This window comes from Corallococcus sp. AS-1-12 (assembly GCF_020036995.1).
In the GTDB taxonomy this organism is placed as follows: Bacteria; Myxococcota; Myxococcia; order Myxococcales; family Myxococcaceae; genus Corallococcus.
In genome coordinates this window covers 17,449-31,205 of the sequence record NZ_JAIQDD010000016.1, presented here as the reverse complement: position 1 = coordinate 31,205, position 13,757 = coordinate 17,449, and the positions used below count along the sequence as shown (strand labels likewise).

The following is a 13,757-nucleotide window of genomic DNA, read 5'->3' as shown; positions in this document are numbered from 1 at the left end:
CGCGTCCAGTCCTAACGCGTGAGCTCGCGCACCGCGTGGCCCAGCTCCGGGAGGATGAGCGCGTCCAGGGCCAGCCGCACCGCCTGCGGCGAGCCCGGCAGCGCGAAGAGGATCATCCCCTGGTACGTGCCCGCCGTGGCGCGCGACATCATCGCGGGGCTGCCGATGCGCTGGAACGACAGCATCCGGAACAGCTCGCCGAAGCCGGGCAGCTCCTTCTCGAAGAGCGCGCGCAGCGTCTCCACCGTGCAGTCGCGCCGGCCAATGCCCGTGCCGCCCGTGAAGAGCACCGCGCGGGCCCCCGCCGCCTGAGCCTGCGCGAGCGCGCCCCGGATGGCCTCCGGATCATCCTTCACCACCGTGTGCCCGGCGACGGTGTGCCCCGCGGCGGTCAGGCCCTCGCGCAGGTCCTTCCCGCTGCCGTCGTGCGCTTCGTCCCGGCTGTCCGAGCACGTCACCACGTACGCGCTGACGTGCACCGGCGCGCGCGACTTGTGCTCCGCCGCCACCGGCGAGCCCTCGTGCGAATGCCCGTGGTCGTGGTCGTGCGAGTGGCCGTGTCCATGGTCATGCCCGTGGTCGTGCGAGTGCCCGTGGCCATGGTCGTGCGAATGCCCGTGGCCGTGGTCATGCGAATGGCCGTGGGGGTGATGGCCATGACCGTGGTCATGGTCGTGATCGTGTCCGTCGTGTCCCATGTTGGACGCTCCTGAAGGAGGAAGGCTCAAACGTCGGGCAGGTCGACGACGAGCGTTCCGTCCTCGACCGTGAGCTGCACCGTCGGCTGGTCGTCACAGACGCCGGGCGAAGTCGCGTTCTGCCCCGTGTCCATGTCGAAGCCGACCTCATGGCAGGGGCACACGACCATGTTGTCCTCGAGGCGCCCGCCCGACAGCAGACACCCCGCGTGGTTGCACCAGTCATCAAGGCCCTTGTAGCGGCCATGGATCTTCGCGATGCAGACGTTGCGCTTGCCGATCTCGTACCCCCGCATCTCCCTCTCGGCGAAGTCCGCGGGGCCCAGCTTGATCTTCGTCATTGCGTTCCTTTTCCCACAACCCGTCCGGGCCTGCACCCCCGTTCCCCCGGCATTAATTTCCCGACCGTGACTCCCGACGTGACACCCTCCACCGCCGTGCTCACCGACAAGGCGGCCGTTGCCCAGCTCCTCCGGGACATGTCCCTCCTGCTCCAGCTCCAGGGGCAGAGCGGCTTTCGCGTCCGCGCCTACGACATCGCCGCGGACCGCATCGCGAACCTGCCGCAGGACCTGGGCGCCGTCGTCACCGAGGGCCGCCTGCAGGAGCTCCAGGGCATCGGCCCGGGGCTCGCCGAGAAGCTCACCGAGCTGGTGACGACCGGCCGCATGACGGCGTTCGAGGAGCTGAAGGCCCGGTTCCCCCCCGGCCTGCTGGAGCTGATGAAGCTGCCGGACGTGGGCCCGAAGAAGGTGGCCGCCCTGTGGAGCGAGCTCCAGGTGGGCAGCGTCGAGGACCTGGAGCGCGCCTGCAAGGACGGCCGCGTGCGGGAGCTCAAGGGCTTTGGCCCGAAGAGCGAGGCGAAGCTCCTGGACGGCATCGCCGTGTACCGGCGCGCGCGCGGAGAGCGGAAGCTCCTGGGTGACGCGCTCCCCATCGCGGAGGGCCTGCTGGAGCGGATCCGCCAGGCCCCGGGCGTGGTGCGCGCCAGCCTGGGCGGCAGCGTGCGCCGCCGCGCGGAGACCGTGTCCGACGTGGACCTCATCGCCTCCGCGCAGGAGGCGGGGCCGGTGCTGGACGCGCTCGCGAACGCGCCGGGCGTGGCGACGGTGCTGGGCAAGGGCGACAGCAAGTGCTCCGTGCGCATGGTGCAGGGCGACCTCCAGGTGGACCTGCGCGTGCTGCCGGACGAGGACTTCGCCACCGCGCTGCACCACTTCACCGGCTCCAAGGCGCACCACATCCGGCTGCGCAACCTGGGCCACGAGAAGGGGCTGAAAATCTCCGAGTGGGGCGTGCACCGCGAGGACGGCACCAAGGTCCCCGTCCCCGACGAGGCGACGCTGTACCGGCTCCTGGGCATGCAGGAGGTGCCGCCGGAGCTGCGCGAGGACAACGGCGAGGTGGAGGCCGCCCGGGCCGGGAAGCTGCCGGAGGACCTGGTGACGCTGGAGGACGTGCAGGGCGCGGTGCACGCGCACAGCACCTGGTCCGACGGGCGCAACACGCTGGAGGAGATGGCGAGGGCGGCGCAGGCGCTGGGGCTCAAGTACCTCACCATCACCGAGCACAGCGAGGCGGCCATCCACGCGGGCGGCCTCAAGGTGGACGACCTCAAGCGGCAGTGGGAGGAGATCGACCGCGTGAACGCGGCGGTGCCCGGCGTGCGGCTGCTCAAGGGCATCGAGGTGGACATCCTGGAGTCGGGCGCGCTGGACTACGCGGACAGCGTGCTGGAGCAACTGGAGGTCGTCATCGCGTCCATCCACGTGCGCCACTCCATGGACGAGGACCAGATGACGCGCCGGGTGCTGGCCGCGCTGGACAACCCGCACCTGCACATCCTGGGGCACCCCACCGGGCGCCTCATCCAGAGCCGCGAGCCGTACGCGCTGCGCATGGAGGAGGTGCTGGAGCGCGCCCGGGAGCGCGGCGTCGCGGTGGAGATCAACGGCAAGCCGGCGCGCCTGGACATCAAGTCCGAGTACGTGCGGCAGGCCGTGGGGCTCGGGGTGAAGCTGGTGGTGAGCTGCGACGCGCACCGGCAGGAGGACCTGAGGAACCTGGCCTACGCGGTGGCCACGGCGCGCCGGGGCTGGGCGCGCAAGCAGGACATCCTCAACACCCGGTCCGCGGAGAGCTTCCTCGCCGCCCTGCGGGAGCGCTGATAGGCTTCCGGGCGCGAAGATGTTCCGCCCGCTCCTCCTCGTCCCCGCCCTCCTCTGGCTCCTCCTGGCCCTGCCCTCGCGGGCCGGCGCGGAGGCCCGTCCGTCGCGCGCCGACCTCCAGCGCGTGCTGGAATTGCACACCCGCTCGTCCGTGCGCGTGCGCGGCCCCCTGCACACAGGCCCCGGCATCATCGTGGGCGCGGAGGGTCAGGTGCTCACCGCCGTGTCGCTCGTGGGGCCCGACTCCGCCCAGGTGGTGCACGCGGGCAACGCGCTGACGGCGCGCGTAGTGCTCTCCAGCGCGGAGCTCCAGGTCGCGGTGGTGGCGGGTCCCCAGGGCACGTGGCCCGCGGCGCCGGTGCGGCTGGTGCCGGAGGGGCTCGCGGGCCGCTGGGTGGTGGGCGTGATGCCCGCGCGCAAGAAGGGCCAGCGGGACACGCCCAGGGCCGCGGTGGCCAGGGCCGCCCCCGCGCCGTTCTTCGACGTGGACCTCACGCTCGCGCCGGGCAGCCCGCTGTACGACGGGGACGGGCGGCTGGTGGGCGTCGTCGTCGAGCGCCGGGGCCGTGGCGCCCGCGCCCTGCCCCTGACCGCGGTGAAGGCGCAGCTCGCCTCGGCGGACGCGCCATGAGCCGGCCTTCGGGGCCCCCGTTCAGGTTGAGCGCGGTGCAGGAGGCCATGGGCCTCTGGGCGCTGGGCTTCCTGGGCATCATCGCGGCGTTCCTCGTCGCCGGGGGCACCAGCGTGCCCAAGCTGGTGGCCACGGTGGGCTTCCTCTACCTGCCGCTCATCCCCATGCGCTGGCGCGACGAGGACTACCGCGACTACGGCCTCACCCTGCGCGCGTGGAAGCAGGACGCGCGGCTGTTCCTGGTGATGTGCGCCATCGTGGGGCCGCTGTTCTTCGCGGGCTTCGCCGCCTTCGTGCAGGTGGTGCCGCACCTGCCGCCCGGGCTCGCGCGCCACCTGACGCCCATCATCGGCGAGGGCCACTTCCAGCCGCGCCTGCCGCCGCGCTTCGGCGAGTGGGTGATTGATCAGCTCTTCGTCGTGGCCCTGCCGGAGGAGTTCTTCTACCGGGGCTACCTCCAGGCCCGCCTGCGCGACGCGTGGCCCCAGGGGCGCGTGGTGCTGGGCGCGCGGCTGGGGCGCGCCTTCTGGGTGACGGCGCTCCTCTTCGCGCTGGGCCACCTGGCCATCTTCCAGACGTGGCGGCTGGCGGTGTTCTTCCCCGCCCTCCTCTTCGGCTGGATGCGCGAGCGCACCGGCACCATCGTCGGCTGCTCCCTCTTCCACGCCGCCTGCAACCTCTACGTGCGCTTCCTGGAGGTCTCCTTCTTCGGCGGTCCGTAGCGGCCCGCTCAGCCCGGCGGCAGGTGCTGGACCTGGAGGTCCGCGCCCACCGTCAGCGTCGTGCCCTGCGGCAGCTCCACCCAGCCCTGCGTGCGCGTGACGTGGCTGGCCACCACCACCGTGCGGCGGCGGCGGTGCGCGCCCACCTCCGGGTGCGTCTCCGGCGTCGTGGCCGTCACGCCGCAGTGCGCGCACTCCGCGCTGCCCTCCAGGCGCGTGTAGGACAGCGGGGCCTCGCCGCGGCGGGTGGCGACCAGCACGGCGCCGTTGGTGGCCACCAGGTTGAGCGGGGGCGTGCGCCGCTGCCCCACCCGCACGAGCTCGGCCTCCACCTCGCGCACCGTGTCACGCAGCACGCGGCCGGCGACGGCCGGCTCCAGGCGCGGATCATCCGTGCGGCCCAGCTCCCGCAGGCGCGTGAGGAACAGGGCGAAGAGGACCTCGCTGTCGGTGGGGCCGCGCACCAGCCGCTGGAGGTGCTCCGGCACGCGCGACAGCAGCGGAGCACGCAGGGGCTCAAAGTCCGGCAGCGGCCCCTGGTGGGCGAACAGCCAGTGGCGGGCCCGGAAGGGCTGCGTGTTGTCCTCGGGGGACAGGCCGGGCGGCAGGCGGTTCGCGTGGAAGAGCACCGCCTCCGATTCATGCGGCGGTCCCAGGTCGTCCAGCGTGAGCTCGCGGTCCGGCGCCAGGCGACGCAGCAGGACCTCCTCCTGGGCATAGGAGCCCACCCCCAGGGCATTGGCGCGCGCCTCCGGGCGGAGGACGACCTGCCCGGCCAGCCGGTGCAGCTCGCACCGGAGGAGGTTGGGGTCCGACGACAGGGCGGCGAGGATGGCGGACATGGTGATTTCCCCCCTTTCCCCCTTAGGGATAAGGTCCAGGGGGCCGGGGTTCAGCGCAGCGAACCCGCTCCCCTGCCTTGGCGCTAAGCCCTTGAAATGGCTGGCATTTGATCAGCCATTGAATTGACACCCTGGAGCGTGGAGCCTAACCTCCGGGCGCTTCCCGACGGCCCTCCCCCCAGAGGGATCGGGGTGCAGGTCTTCACCGGAGACGGAATGGCGGACGACATCGCAATCGGCATCGACCTGGGCACGTCGTACTCATGCGTGTCGGTCGTCCATGAAGGCCAGCCCACGGTCATCCCCAATGAGTGGGGCGAGACGACGCATGCCTCGTGCGTGTCCTTCCTGGAGGAAGGGTCCGTGCTGGTGGGCAACGCGGCGAAGAAGAACATCATCACCAGCCCCGAGAACACGGTGTACTCGGCCAAGCGGCTCATCGGCCGGTACTACTTCTCCGACGAGGTGAAGAAGGCGCAGGCGGTGATGCCGTACCGCATCGTCGAGGGCGACAACAACTCGGTGCGCATCGGCGTGCGGGACCGCAGCTATTCGCTGCCGGAGATCTCCGCGCTGGTGCTCAAGGAGATGAAGGCCGTCGCGGAGACGTACCTGGGCCGCGAGGTGCACAAGGCGGTCATCACCGTCCCCGCGTACTTCAATGACAACCAGCGCCAGGCCACGAAGGACGCGGGCCGCATCGCGGGGCTGGAGGTGCTTCGCATCCTCAACGAGCCCACGGCGGCGGCGCTGGCGTATGGCTTTGGCCGGGACGTCAACCAGCGCGTCGTCGTCTACGACCTGGGCGGCGGCACGTTCGACGTGTCCATCCTGGAGATCGGCAAGGACGTCTTCGAGGTGCTTGCCACGGCGGGTGACACGTACCTGGGCGGCGACGACTTCGACGACCGCATCATGACGTGGATGGCGGACGACTTCCTCGCCCGCACGCGGCTGGACCTGCGGCAGAACAAGTACTGCCTGCAGATGCTGAAGGACGCGGCGGAGAAGGCGAAGATCGACGTGGGCCAGTTCGGCACCGCGGACATCCTCTGCCAGGGCATCTGCCAGGACGCCAACGGCAACGTGATGGACCTGCGCAACACGCTCAACCAGGACCAGTTCAACCGGATGGTGATGGACCTGGTGCAGCGCACGTTCAAGGTCTGCGACGAGGCCTTGCAGAGCGCGCGGCTGACGGCGGCGGACATCGACGCGGTCATCCTGGTGGGCGGGCCCACGCGGCTGCCCATCATCCGCAACTCGGTGAAGCACTACTTCCAGAAGGAGCCGCTGGAGGGCATCAACCCGGATCAGGTCGTGGCCATGGGCGCCGCGCTCCAGTCGCACGCGCTCCTGGACAGCAAGACGGAGACGTTCCTGGTGGACGTCACGCCGCTGACGCTGCGGATTGGGACGGTGGGCGGGTACACGGAGAAGATCATCGACAAGAACACGCCGGTGCCCATCGACCGGTCGAAGACCTTCACCACCAGCCGCGACGGGCAGGAGAAGGTGAAGATCCGCGTGTACCAGGGTGAGTCCAACCGCGCCGAGGAGTGCGAGATGCTGGGCGAGTTCGAGTTCTCGGGCTTCCGCATCGGGTATCGCGGCGAGGTGAAGATCGAGGTGACGTTCGAGATCAACACGGACGGTCTGGTGAACGTGTCCGCGTGCGACGTGGAGACGGGCCAGAAGACGTCCACGACGATCACGCTGTCGTCCGGCATGACGGAGGCGGACATCCAGCAGTCGATCCAGTCGAACCGCAACACGCGGCTCGCGGGCCACAACAGCAGCGACCTGCCCGCCGTGGCCAACTAGGCACCGCCGATGTCCGAGCCTTCCGATCCGAACTCTGGCGCGCCGCCAGGGCCCGCCGCGCCCGCGGCCCCGGCGCGTCCGGCGACGCCCGCCCTGCCCCGGGTGACGGCCTCCATGCCGCCGTCCGTAGCGCCAGCGGCGCCCCGGCCCCCCACGGCGGCCCCCACCGCCCGCGCCACGCCGCCCCCCGTCGCGCCCCCGCAGGCTCCGGCGACGGCCCGGCCCGCCTCAGGGCAGGTGCCCACGGTGCCTCCGGCGAAGCCCGCGTCGGGTCAGGTGCCCTCGGTGGCTCCGGCCACGGGCGGCGTTCCGCCCGGGGTTCCAGCGACGGCACGGCCCGCGTCAGGTCAGGTGCCCTCGGTGGCTCCAGCGACGGCTCGGCCCGCCTCGGGGCAGGTGCCTTCGGTGGCCCCAGCGACGGCTCGGCCTGCGTCGGGTCAGGTGCCTTCGGTCGCGCCGGCTGCGGCCCCCCGAGGGACACCGCCGGGCATCGCACCGGTGGGTGCTCCTGCCGCGGCACGCCCCACGGTGTCGGGGGTTCCGTCCGTGGGTGTCGCGTCCGCGCCGCCGGTGACGACCGCGCAGACCCGGCCCACCGTGGCCGCGATGCCTGCTGTCGGCGCGGTGACCCCGCCCCTGGCCCCAGCAACGCCCGCTACGCCTCGAGCGACCGTGACCCCGATTCCTGCCGTGGGCGCGGTGCCTCCACCCCAGACTCCCGCAGGCGCTCGCCCCACCGTCACCGCGATGCCTGCCGTCGGCGCGGTGCCGCCGCAGACCCCTGCGCGTCCCACCGCCGCGACACCGGCCGTGGGCGCGGTGACTCCGCCCGTGGCGCCCGCTGTTGCCCGGCCGACCGCCACGACACCGGCAGTAGGCGCGGTGACTCCGCCCGTTGCCCGCTCAACCACCACGGCACCGGCCGTGGGCGCGGTGACTCCGCCTCAGGGCCCCGCCTCTGCCCGGCCGACCGCGACGACACCGGCCGCGGGAGCCGTGACGCCGCCGCAGGCGCCCGCTGTTGCCCGGCCGACCGCCACGACACCGGCCGTGGGCGCGGTGACGCCTCCCGTGGCGCCCGCGTCGATGCCTCGGGTCGCGCCGGTCGTTCCGCCCACCGCGAGCGCTTCGCCCGCCATGCCTCCAGCGGTACCGGGCGTCGCGTCCATGCCGACGCCGCCGCCCGTGGCTCGCGGACCTTCTGTCGTGCCGACCATGCAGCCCCTGAGCCCGGTGATTCCGCCCGTGGCTCCCGCCGCCCGTCCGCCCTCGGTGCCCACCATCAGCCCCGCAGGGGCCCCGCCCGCCGCGCGCCCGGTCCCCACCGTGGGCCCGCTGACGCCGCCTCCCATCGCCTCCAGGCCTCCGGGCCCACCGACCGTCGCGCCCACCCCGCCGCCAGTGCTCGCCGTCGGGCAGGTCGCCCCGCCCATCGCTCCGGCGACTCCCGCGCCGCCGCGCCCCGGCAACCGCCCCACCACGTCCCTGCCCGCGCTCGCGCCCGCCGGTTCACCCCGCCCGCTGACGCCACCGCCTGTGGCCCCGCCGCGTCCTCCCGCCGCCAGCACGCCTCCGCCGCCGCCCGCCTCCGCGGGAGGCCCGGCCCTCAGCCCGGAGCAGCTCGTGGACCTGGAGTCGCGCTGCGCGAAGCTCGACCAGATGGACTACTTCGAGCTGCTCGGCCTGGAGCGCACCGCCGCCCCCAGCGACATCAAGAAGGCGTTCTACAAGGAGAGCCGCGTCTACCACCCGGACCGCTTCTTCCACCTGGAGTCCAAGGCCCTCAAGGACCAGGTGAACGAACTCTACAAGCGCGTCACCGAGGCCTATTACGTCCTGCGCGACGACACCAAGCGCAAGAAGTACCTCACCGACATCGCCGGCCCGGACCGCGCGCAGAAGCTGCGCTTCACCGACGCCTCCGAGGCCGAGACCAAGGCCGCCGCGAAGAAGGAGCAGGAAGAGCAGATCGGCACCCACCCCAAGGGCCGTCAGTTCTACACCCAGGCCCAGAAGGACCTGGAGTCCGGCAACCCCTCCGCCGCGGAGCGCAACCTCAAGATGGCGCTCACCTACGAGCCCTCCAACGCCCGCTACAAGGAAGCCCTCGCGGAAGCCCAGAAGCAGACCGCGGACAAGTCCAAGGGCGACTCCTCGTTCAAGATCCGCTAGCGGCCCCCAGGAGCCCCACCCATGGTCATCGACCTCATCCTCCTGGGCATGGTGCTGTTCTTCGGCATCCTCGGCGCCCTCTCCGGCGCCGCCCGGCAGGTGGCCAACTCCGTGGGGCTCGCGGCGGGCTACTTCGTCTCGCGCAAGCTCGCGCCCCTCGCCGGCCCCAAGCTCGCCGTCGCGCTGGGCTCACCGCTGCTCATCGGGACGCTCTTCGGCACGGTGCTCCTGTTCGTCGTCACGTGGCTCACCGTGAGGTACGCCCTGGGCGCGCTGCTCCTGCGCTTCCTCTCCGGCAGGGACCCCGACGAGCGCGGCCTGGACCGCACCCTGGGCTTCGTGCTCGGAGGCGGCAAGATGGCCGCGCTGTTCTGGGTCTGCCTGAGCGCGCTGACGTTCATGGAGCAGCACGTCATCGTCGCCGGCAAGCGCATGGGCGTGGCCCCCAAGGACTCCGTCGCCTTCGACCTGTCCCGCCGCTTCAACCTCTTCGAGCTGACCCAGTTCGCCCCGCTGGAGGACCTGGTCCAGGTGGCCCAGGCCACGCACGACCCGGCGAAGGCGAAGAAGCTCCAGGAGGACCCGGCCTACAAGGCGCTGCGCAAGGACCCGCGCTTCCAGCTCGCGCTGTCGCACCGGGACCTGCAGGACGCGCTGGAGCGCGGCGACACGCGGGCCCTCCTGCGCAACGACGTCATCCTCCAGCTCATCCAGGATCCGCAGGCGGCGGCACGGCTGGGCGCCGCCGCCCGGGCCTCGGAGAAGCCCACGCCCGCTAGGCGTTGAGCTCCACGTCGTCCAGCGCCGCCAGCCGCGCCTTCACGAACTCCGCGTCCACCGTCACCTGGCGGTGCTTGCGCTCCGGCGCCTCGAACATGATGTCCGACATCACGTGCTCCAGGATGGAGCGCAGGCCGCGAGCCCCCAGCCCGCGCGCGATGGAGTAGCGCACCACCTCCCGCAGGCCGCTCTCCGGGAACTCCAGCTCGATTTCATCGAGCGACAGCAGCTCCTTGAACTCGCGGGTGATGGCATCCGGCGGCTCGGTGAGCACGCGCAGGAGGTCGGGCTCGCCCAGCCGCTCCAACTGCACCATCACCGGCATGCGGCCCAGGAACTCCGCCATCATCCCGAAGTCCACCAACTGCTTCGTGGAGATGCGCTTCTCCTTGCGCTTCGCCGTGAGCGCGTCCGAGCCGAAGCCCATGGCCCGGCCGCCCTCGTCGCCGTAGTCGTGCAGGTCGCTGAACGTGCCCGCGCAGATGAAGAGGATGTCGCGCGTGTCCACCTGCACGAAGTCGCTCTTGTTCCACGCCTGCGTCACGTTCATGGGCACGTGCACCTCGCGCCCCTCCAGCAGCTTCAGGAGCGACTGCTGCACGCCCTCACCGCCGATGTCGCGGCTGCCCGCGCCGTTGCGGGCGCCCTGGGTGCGGCGGGCGATCTTGTCCACCTCGTCGATGAAGATGATGCCCCGCTGGGTGTCCTCCACGGAGTGGTTCGCCTTGAAGAGCAGGTCGGACACCATCACCTCCACGTCCTTCCCGTAGTAGCCCGCCTCCGTGTACTCGGTGGCGTCCACGGTGGTGAACGGGACGTGGAGGATCTCCGCCAGGTTGCGCGCGATGTGCGTCTTGCCGCTGCCCGTGGGACCAATCAGCAGGATGTTGGACTTCTTGATGAGGGACTGCCGGCGCATCCGCCGCGCCTGGATGCGCTTGAGGTGGTTGTGGGCGGCGATGGCCACCGCTCGCTTCGCGGCGTCCTGGCCGATGACGTAGCGATCCAATCGTTCGAAGATCTCCCGCGGGGTCAGTGGCGCTGCCTCTTCCCTGCGTGCGGACGACTCCATGTACCCTCCCCTTCTCTCCACTCGGCCTCCCGGTGCTGCCTGGAAGGAAGGGTAGGAATTGGATGCTGACCGGCCCACCAGGGCCAGAGTCCCGAATGGAGGCCCTGCCCGCCTGCCTGCCCTGGGAACAGGCGGCTATTGAATGGATGGGGCGTTTCCGATAGTCCGGCCCCCCTCCCGTGTTCATGGGAGTTTCCACACCCCCGCCGCGCGCTCCACCGGAGGCACGAAACAACGATGGCCGCTCCCTCCCCTCAGCACCGCTGGACCCTGGCCGATGCCCACGAGCTGTACGGCATCCGCAACTGGGGCTCGCCCTACTTCGGCATCAACGACAAGGGCCACGTGTGCGTCCACCCGGACGGGCCCGCCGCTCCGAGCATGGACCTCAAGGAGCTGGTGGACGAGGTCCGCCGCCGGGGCATCGGCCTGCCGCTGCTCCTGCGCTTCACGGACGTGCTGCGCCACCGCGTGGTGCACCTGAACAACGCGTTCAAGAAGGCCATCGCGGATCAGGGCTACAAGGGCCTGTACCGGGGCGTGTACCCCATCAAGGTGAACCAGCACCGCTACGTGGTGGAGACCATCATCGAGGCGGGCAAGGAGCACACCTACGGCCTGGAGGCCGGCAGCAAGCCGGAGCTGCTCGCCGTCATGGCGCTGCTGGACAGCGAGGACGCGCTCGTCATCTGCAACGGCTACAAGGACGAGGAGTACATCGAGACGGCGCTCTTCTACTCGCGCCTGGGCCGCAACGTCATCCTGGTGGTGGAGAAGCCCAGCGAGCTGCCCCTCATCGCGGAGGTGGCGCGCCGCACCGGCATCACGCCGCGGCTGGGCATGCGCGTGAAGCTGTCCACGCGCGGCGCCGGCAAGTGGGAGGCGTCCGGCGGTGATCGCTCCAAGTTCGGCCTGTCCTCGTCGGAGCTGATGAACTGCATCGGCTTCATGAAGGACGCGGGCCTGCTGTCCTCCTTCGAGCTGCTGCACTTCCACCTGGGCAGCCAGATCTCCAACATCCGCAACGTGAAGAACGCGCTGCGCGAGGTGGGCTGCTTCTACGTGGAGGTGGCCCGCCAGGGCGCGCCGCTGAAGTACCTGGACGTAGGCGGCGGCCTGGGCGTGGACTACGACGGCTCCCAGACGAACTTCGCCTCCTCCATGAACTACACGACGGAGGAGTACGCCAACGACGTCGTCTTCGGCGTGATGGAGGCCTGCGACCGCGCGGGCGTGCCGCACCCCACGCTCGTCTCCGAGTCCGGCCGCGCCGTGGTGGCGCACCACGCGGTGCTGGTGGTGGACGTGCTGGGCACCAGCGAGTTCGACCCGTCCCAGACGCCGGACAAGGTGGATGAGAAGGCGCCCTCCGTGGTGCGCAACCTCTATTCGACGTTCCGCGAGGTCACGAACAAGAACGTCATCGAGGCCTTCCACGACGCGCAGGACGCCAAGGAGGAGAGCCTCCAGTTGTTCTCCCTGGGCCACCTGTCGCTGGAGCAGCGCGTGGCGGCGGAGAACCTCTACTGGGCCATCTGCCACAAGATCCTGCGCGTGGCGCGCGAGGCCGGAGAGATCCCGGAGGAGCTGGAGGCGCTGGAGAAGCAGTTGTCGGACACGTACTTCTGCAACTTCTCCGTGTTCCAGTCGCTGCCGGACTCGTGGGCCATTGATCAGCTCTTCCCGATGATGCCCATCCACCGCCTGGCGGAGAAGCCGACCCGGCGCGCGACGCTGGCGGACATCACCTGCGACTCGGACGGGAAGATCGAGCACTTCATCGACAAGCGCGAGGTGAAGGACGCGCTGGAGCTGCACGCGCTCAACAGCGACGACTACTACCTGGGCATCTTCCTGGTGGGCGCGTACCAGGAGATCCTGGGCGACCTGCACAACCTCTTCGGGGACACGCACACGGTGCAGGTGTCGCTCGCTCCGGGCGGCGGCTACCTCATCGACCACGTCGTCGCCGGGGACACGGTGACGGAAGTGCTCAACTACGTGAGCTACAACAAGGACGACCTGGTCGCGAAGCTGCGCAAGTTCACGGAGCTGGCGCTGCGCCAGGGGCGCATCACCCTGGACGAGTCGCGCAACCTGCTGCGCGTCTACGAGGACGGCCTGTCCGGCTACACGTACCTGGAGCGCGAGGTGGACGCGACGTTCACCTCCGCCAGTCAGTTGCGCCTGCTGCCCGGCCCCGAAAACGGGACGCGCGCGCCCGTCTCGCCCTCGGGGACCTGAAGTCCCTAGGCCTCCGTCGGGACCGGTGCCTGTTCGCCGGTCTCGACGGACGTGTCGCTGAACGCCGCATCCGTCGAGCGCAGCCGCAGCGTCTGGAGCGTCTCCAGTTGCCCGTCGGCGCGCTCGGCGAGGAACGCGAAGTCGAAGCGCGCCAGGCGCGGCTCCTTCGCGGCCACCCGCTCCAGGCTCCTCCACAGGGACACGCGTCCGTGGGAGCCCACGCACAGCCCCTCCAGCTCCACCAGCCGGCTCAGCGGCGAGTAGCGCAGCCAGGAGCCGTTGAGCTTCAGCCGCGACAGCTTCTCCGTCAGCCACGCGCCGCCCACCTTGAGCGGATCCACCCGCACCTCCAGGGCGGCCATCACCGTGAGCAGCGTGGCGCGGTCCTGTTCGATGAGCGGGATGAGCGTGGCCAGGTACTGGCCCACCGGGTTGCTGCGGTTCTCGCGCTCCGTGCGCTTCGCGAGGTCCAGCCCCACGGTGGAGCCCAGCAGGTGGTCGTTGAGGTAGATGCCCAGTCGCTTCAGGTTCATGCCGAGTGCCCCTCCCCCGAGGCAGCAGAGAACCTCAGGAGGGTGGGCACGGCGGCTGCTCGCCGCACGCC

At 70.9% G+C, this 13,757-nt stretch carries 14 protein-coding genes; 7 read left to right on the top strand and 7 right to left on the bottom strand.

The features are described 5' to 3' along the window. Nucleotides 1–11: 11 nt before the first annotated feature. Both K8556_RS23585 and K8556_RS23580 read right to left on the bottom strand, forming a co-directional pair. Nucleotides 12–479, bottom strand: coding sequence for a molybdenum cofactor biosynthesis protein B (locus K8556_RS23585; protein ID WP_223742438.1), 468 nt, complete (start codon nt 477–479; stop codon nt 12–14). A 245-nt stretch (nt 480–724) separates the two neighbouring features. Continuing rightward, on the bottom strand, nt 725–1,039 hold the full coding sequence (locus K8556_RS23580) for a Rieske 2Fe-2S domain-containing protein (protein WP_223742329.1): 315 nt from the start codon (nt 1,037–1,039) through the stop codon (nt 725–727). A 78-nt stretch (nt 1,040–1,117) separates the two neighbouring features. On the opposite strand from K8556_RS23580, the gene polX reads away from it, so the two are divergent. Genes polX through mrtX form a run of 3 tightly spaced genes read left to right on the top strand, consistent with a single transcriptional unit; the run spans nt 1,118 to nt 4,219 of the window. Further along, the gene (gene polX / locus K8556_RS23575; protein ID WP_223742328.1) at nt 1,118–2,866 is read left to right on the top strand and encodes a DNA polymerase/3'-5' exonuclease PolX; all 1,749 of its coding nucleotides are present in this window, start codon (nt 1,118–1,120) and stop codon (nt 2,864–2,866) included. Between the two features lie 19 nt (nt 2,867–2,885). Further along, complete coding sequence (locus K8556_RS23570; protein ID WP_223742327.1) at nt 2,886–3,497, top strand: serine protease; 612 nt, start codon at nt 2,886–2,888, stop codon at nt 3,495–3,497. Continuing rightward, a complete protein-coding gene (gene mrtX / locus K8556_RS23565) occupies nt 3,494–4,219 on the top strand; it encodes a myxosortase MrtX (RefSeq protein ID WP_223742326.1) in 726 nt (241 codons plus the stop codon). The genes K8556_RS23570 and mrtX overlap by 4 nt, the downstream gene beginning before the upstream one ends. 8 nt (nt 4,220–4,227) lie before the next feature. On the opposite strand, the gene K8556_RS23560 is transcribed toward mrtX, so the two are convergent. After that, a complete protein-coding gene (locus K8556_RS23560; RefSeq protein WP_223742325.1) occupies nt 4,228–5,061 on the bottom strand; it encodes a class II glutamine amidotransferase in 834 nt (277 codons plus the stop codon). 216 nt (nt 5,062–5,277) lie between these two features. Here K8556_RS23560 and dnaK point away from each other — a divergent pair, with 216 nt between their 5' ends. Next, the gene (gene dnaK, locus K8556_RS23555; RefSeq protein ID WP_223742324.1) at nt 5,278–6,885 is read left to right on the top strand and encodes a molecular chaperone DnaK; all 1,608 of its coding nucleotides are present in this window, start codon (nt 5,278–5,280) and stop codon (nt 6,883–6,885) included. Here the strand turns inward: dnaK and K8556_RS23550 are convergent. After that, on the bottom strand, nt 6,882–7,130 hold the full coding sequence (locus K8556_RS23550; RefSeq protein ID WP_223742323.1) for a hypothetical protein: 249 nt from the start codon (nt 7,128–7,130) through the stop codon (nt 6,882–6,884). The genes dnaK and K8556_RS23550 overlap by 4 nt on opposite strands. Nucleotides 7,131–7,829: 699 nt before the next feature. Then, nucleotides 7,830–8,102, bottom strand: a complete 273-nt coding sequence (locus K8556_RS23545; RefSeq protein ID WP_223742322.1) for a hypothetical protein — start codon at nt 8,100–8,102, stop codon at nt 7,830–7,832. Between K8556_RS23545 and K8556_RS39520 the strand changes: the two genes are divergently transcribed. Together K8556_RS39520 and K8556_RS23530 are read left to right on the top strand one after the other, a co-directional pair. Further along, the gene (locus tag K8556_RS39520; protein WP_304503991.1) at nt 8,101–9,057 is read left to right on the top strand and encodes a J domain-containing protein; all 957 of its coding nucleotides are present in this window, start codon (nt 8,101–8,103) and stop codon (nt 9,055–9,057) included. The two genes, K8556_RS23545 and K8556_RS39520, sit on opposite strands and share 2 nt — an antisense overlap. A gap of 21 nt (nt 9,058–9,078) precedes the next feature. Next, nucleotides 9,079–9,843: a CvpA family protein gene (locus tag K8556_RS23530; RefSeq protein ID WP_223742321.1), complete on the top strand. Its 765-nt coding sequence runs from the start codon at nt 9,079–9,081 to the stop codon at nt 9,841–9,843. On the opposite strand, the gene clpX is transcribed toward K8556_RS23530, so the two are convergent. Continuing rightward, nucleotides 9,833–10,909: an ATP-dependent Clp protease ATP-binding subunit ClpX gene (gene clpX, locus K8556_RS23525; protein ID WP_223742320.1), complete on the bottom strand. Its 1,077-nt coding sequence runs from the start codon at nt 10,907–10,909 to the stop codon at nt 9,833–9,835. The genes K8556_RS23530 and clpX overlap by 11 nt on opposite strands. 237 nt (nt 10,910–11,146) lie before the next feature. Between clpX and speA the strand changes: the two genes are divergently transcribed. Next, a complete protein-coding gene (speA, locus tag K8556_RS23520; RefSeq protein ID WP_223742319.1) occupies nt 11,147–13,153 on the top strand; it encodes a biosynthetic arginine decarboxylase in 2,007 nt (668 codons plus the stop codon). A 5-nt stretch (nt 13,154–13,158) separates the two neighbouring features. Here speA and K8556_RS23515 read toward each other — a convergent pair whose 3' ends face one another. After that, nucleotides 13,159–13,686: a hypothetical protein gene (locus K8556_RS23515; RefSeq protein ID WP_223742318.1), complete on the bottom strand. Its 528-nt coding sequence runs from the start codon at nt 13,684–13,686 to the stop codon at nt 13,159–13,161. Between the last annotated feature and the right edge of the window lie 71 nt (nt 13,687–13,757).

Coding starts and splice junctions, on each gene's coding strand:
- K8556_RS23545 (WP_223742322.1), bottom strand. CDS start 8,102: ATGGTCGGCACGACAGAAGGTCCGCGAGCCACGGGCGGCGGCGTCGGC.
- mrtX (WP_223742326.1), top strand. CDS start 3,494: ATGAGCCGGCCTTCGGGGCCCCCGTTCAGGTTGAGCGCGGTGCAGGAG.
- K8556_RS23560 (WP_223742325.1), bottom strand. CDS start 5,061: ATGTCCGCCATCCTCGCCGCCCTGTCGTCGGACCCCAACCTCCTCCGG.
- dnaK (WP_223742324.1), top strand. CDS start 5,278: ATGGCGGACGACATCGCAATCGGCATCGACCTGGGCACGTCGTACTCA.
- speA (WP_223742319.1), top strand. CDS start 11,147: ATGGCCGCTCCCTCCCCTCAGCACCGCTGGACCCTGGCCGATGCCCAC.
- clpX (WP_223742320.1), bottom strand. CDS start 10,909: ATGGAGTCGTCCGCACGCAGGGAAGAGGCAGCGCCACTGACCCCGCGG.
- K8556_RS23580 (WP_223742329.1), bottom strand. CDS start 1,039: ATGACGAAGATCAAGCTGGGCCCCGCGGACTTCGCCGAGAGGGAGATG.
- K8556_RS23530 (WP_223742321.1), top strand. CDS start 9,079: ATGGTCATCGACCTCATCCTCCTGGGCATGGTGCTGTTCTTCGGCATC.
- K8556_RS39520 (WP_304503991.1), top strand. CDS start 8,101: ATGCAGCCCCTGAGCCCGGTGATTCCGCCCGTGGCTCCCGCCGCCCGT.
- K8556_RS23515 (WP_223742318.1), bottom strand. CDS start 13,686: ATGAACCTGAAGCGACTGGGCATCTACCTCAACGACCACCTGCTGGGC.
- K8556_RS23570 (WP_223742327.1), top strand. CDS start 2,886: ATGTTCCGCCCGCTCCTCCTCGTCCCCGCCCTCCTCTGGCTCCTCCTG.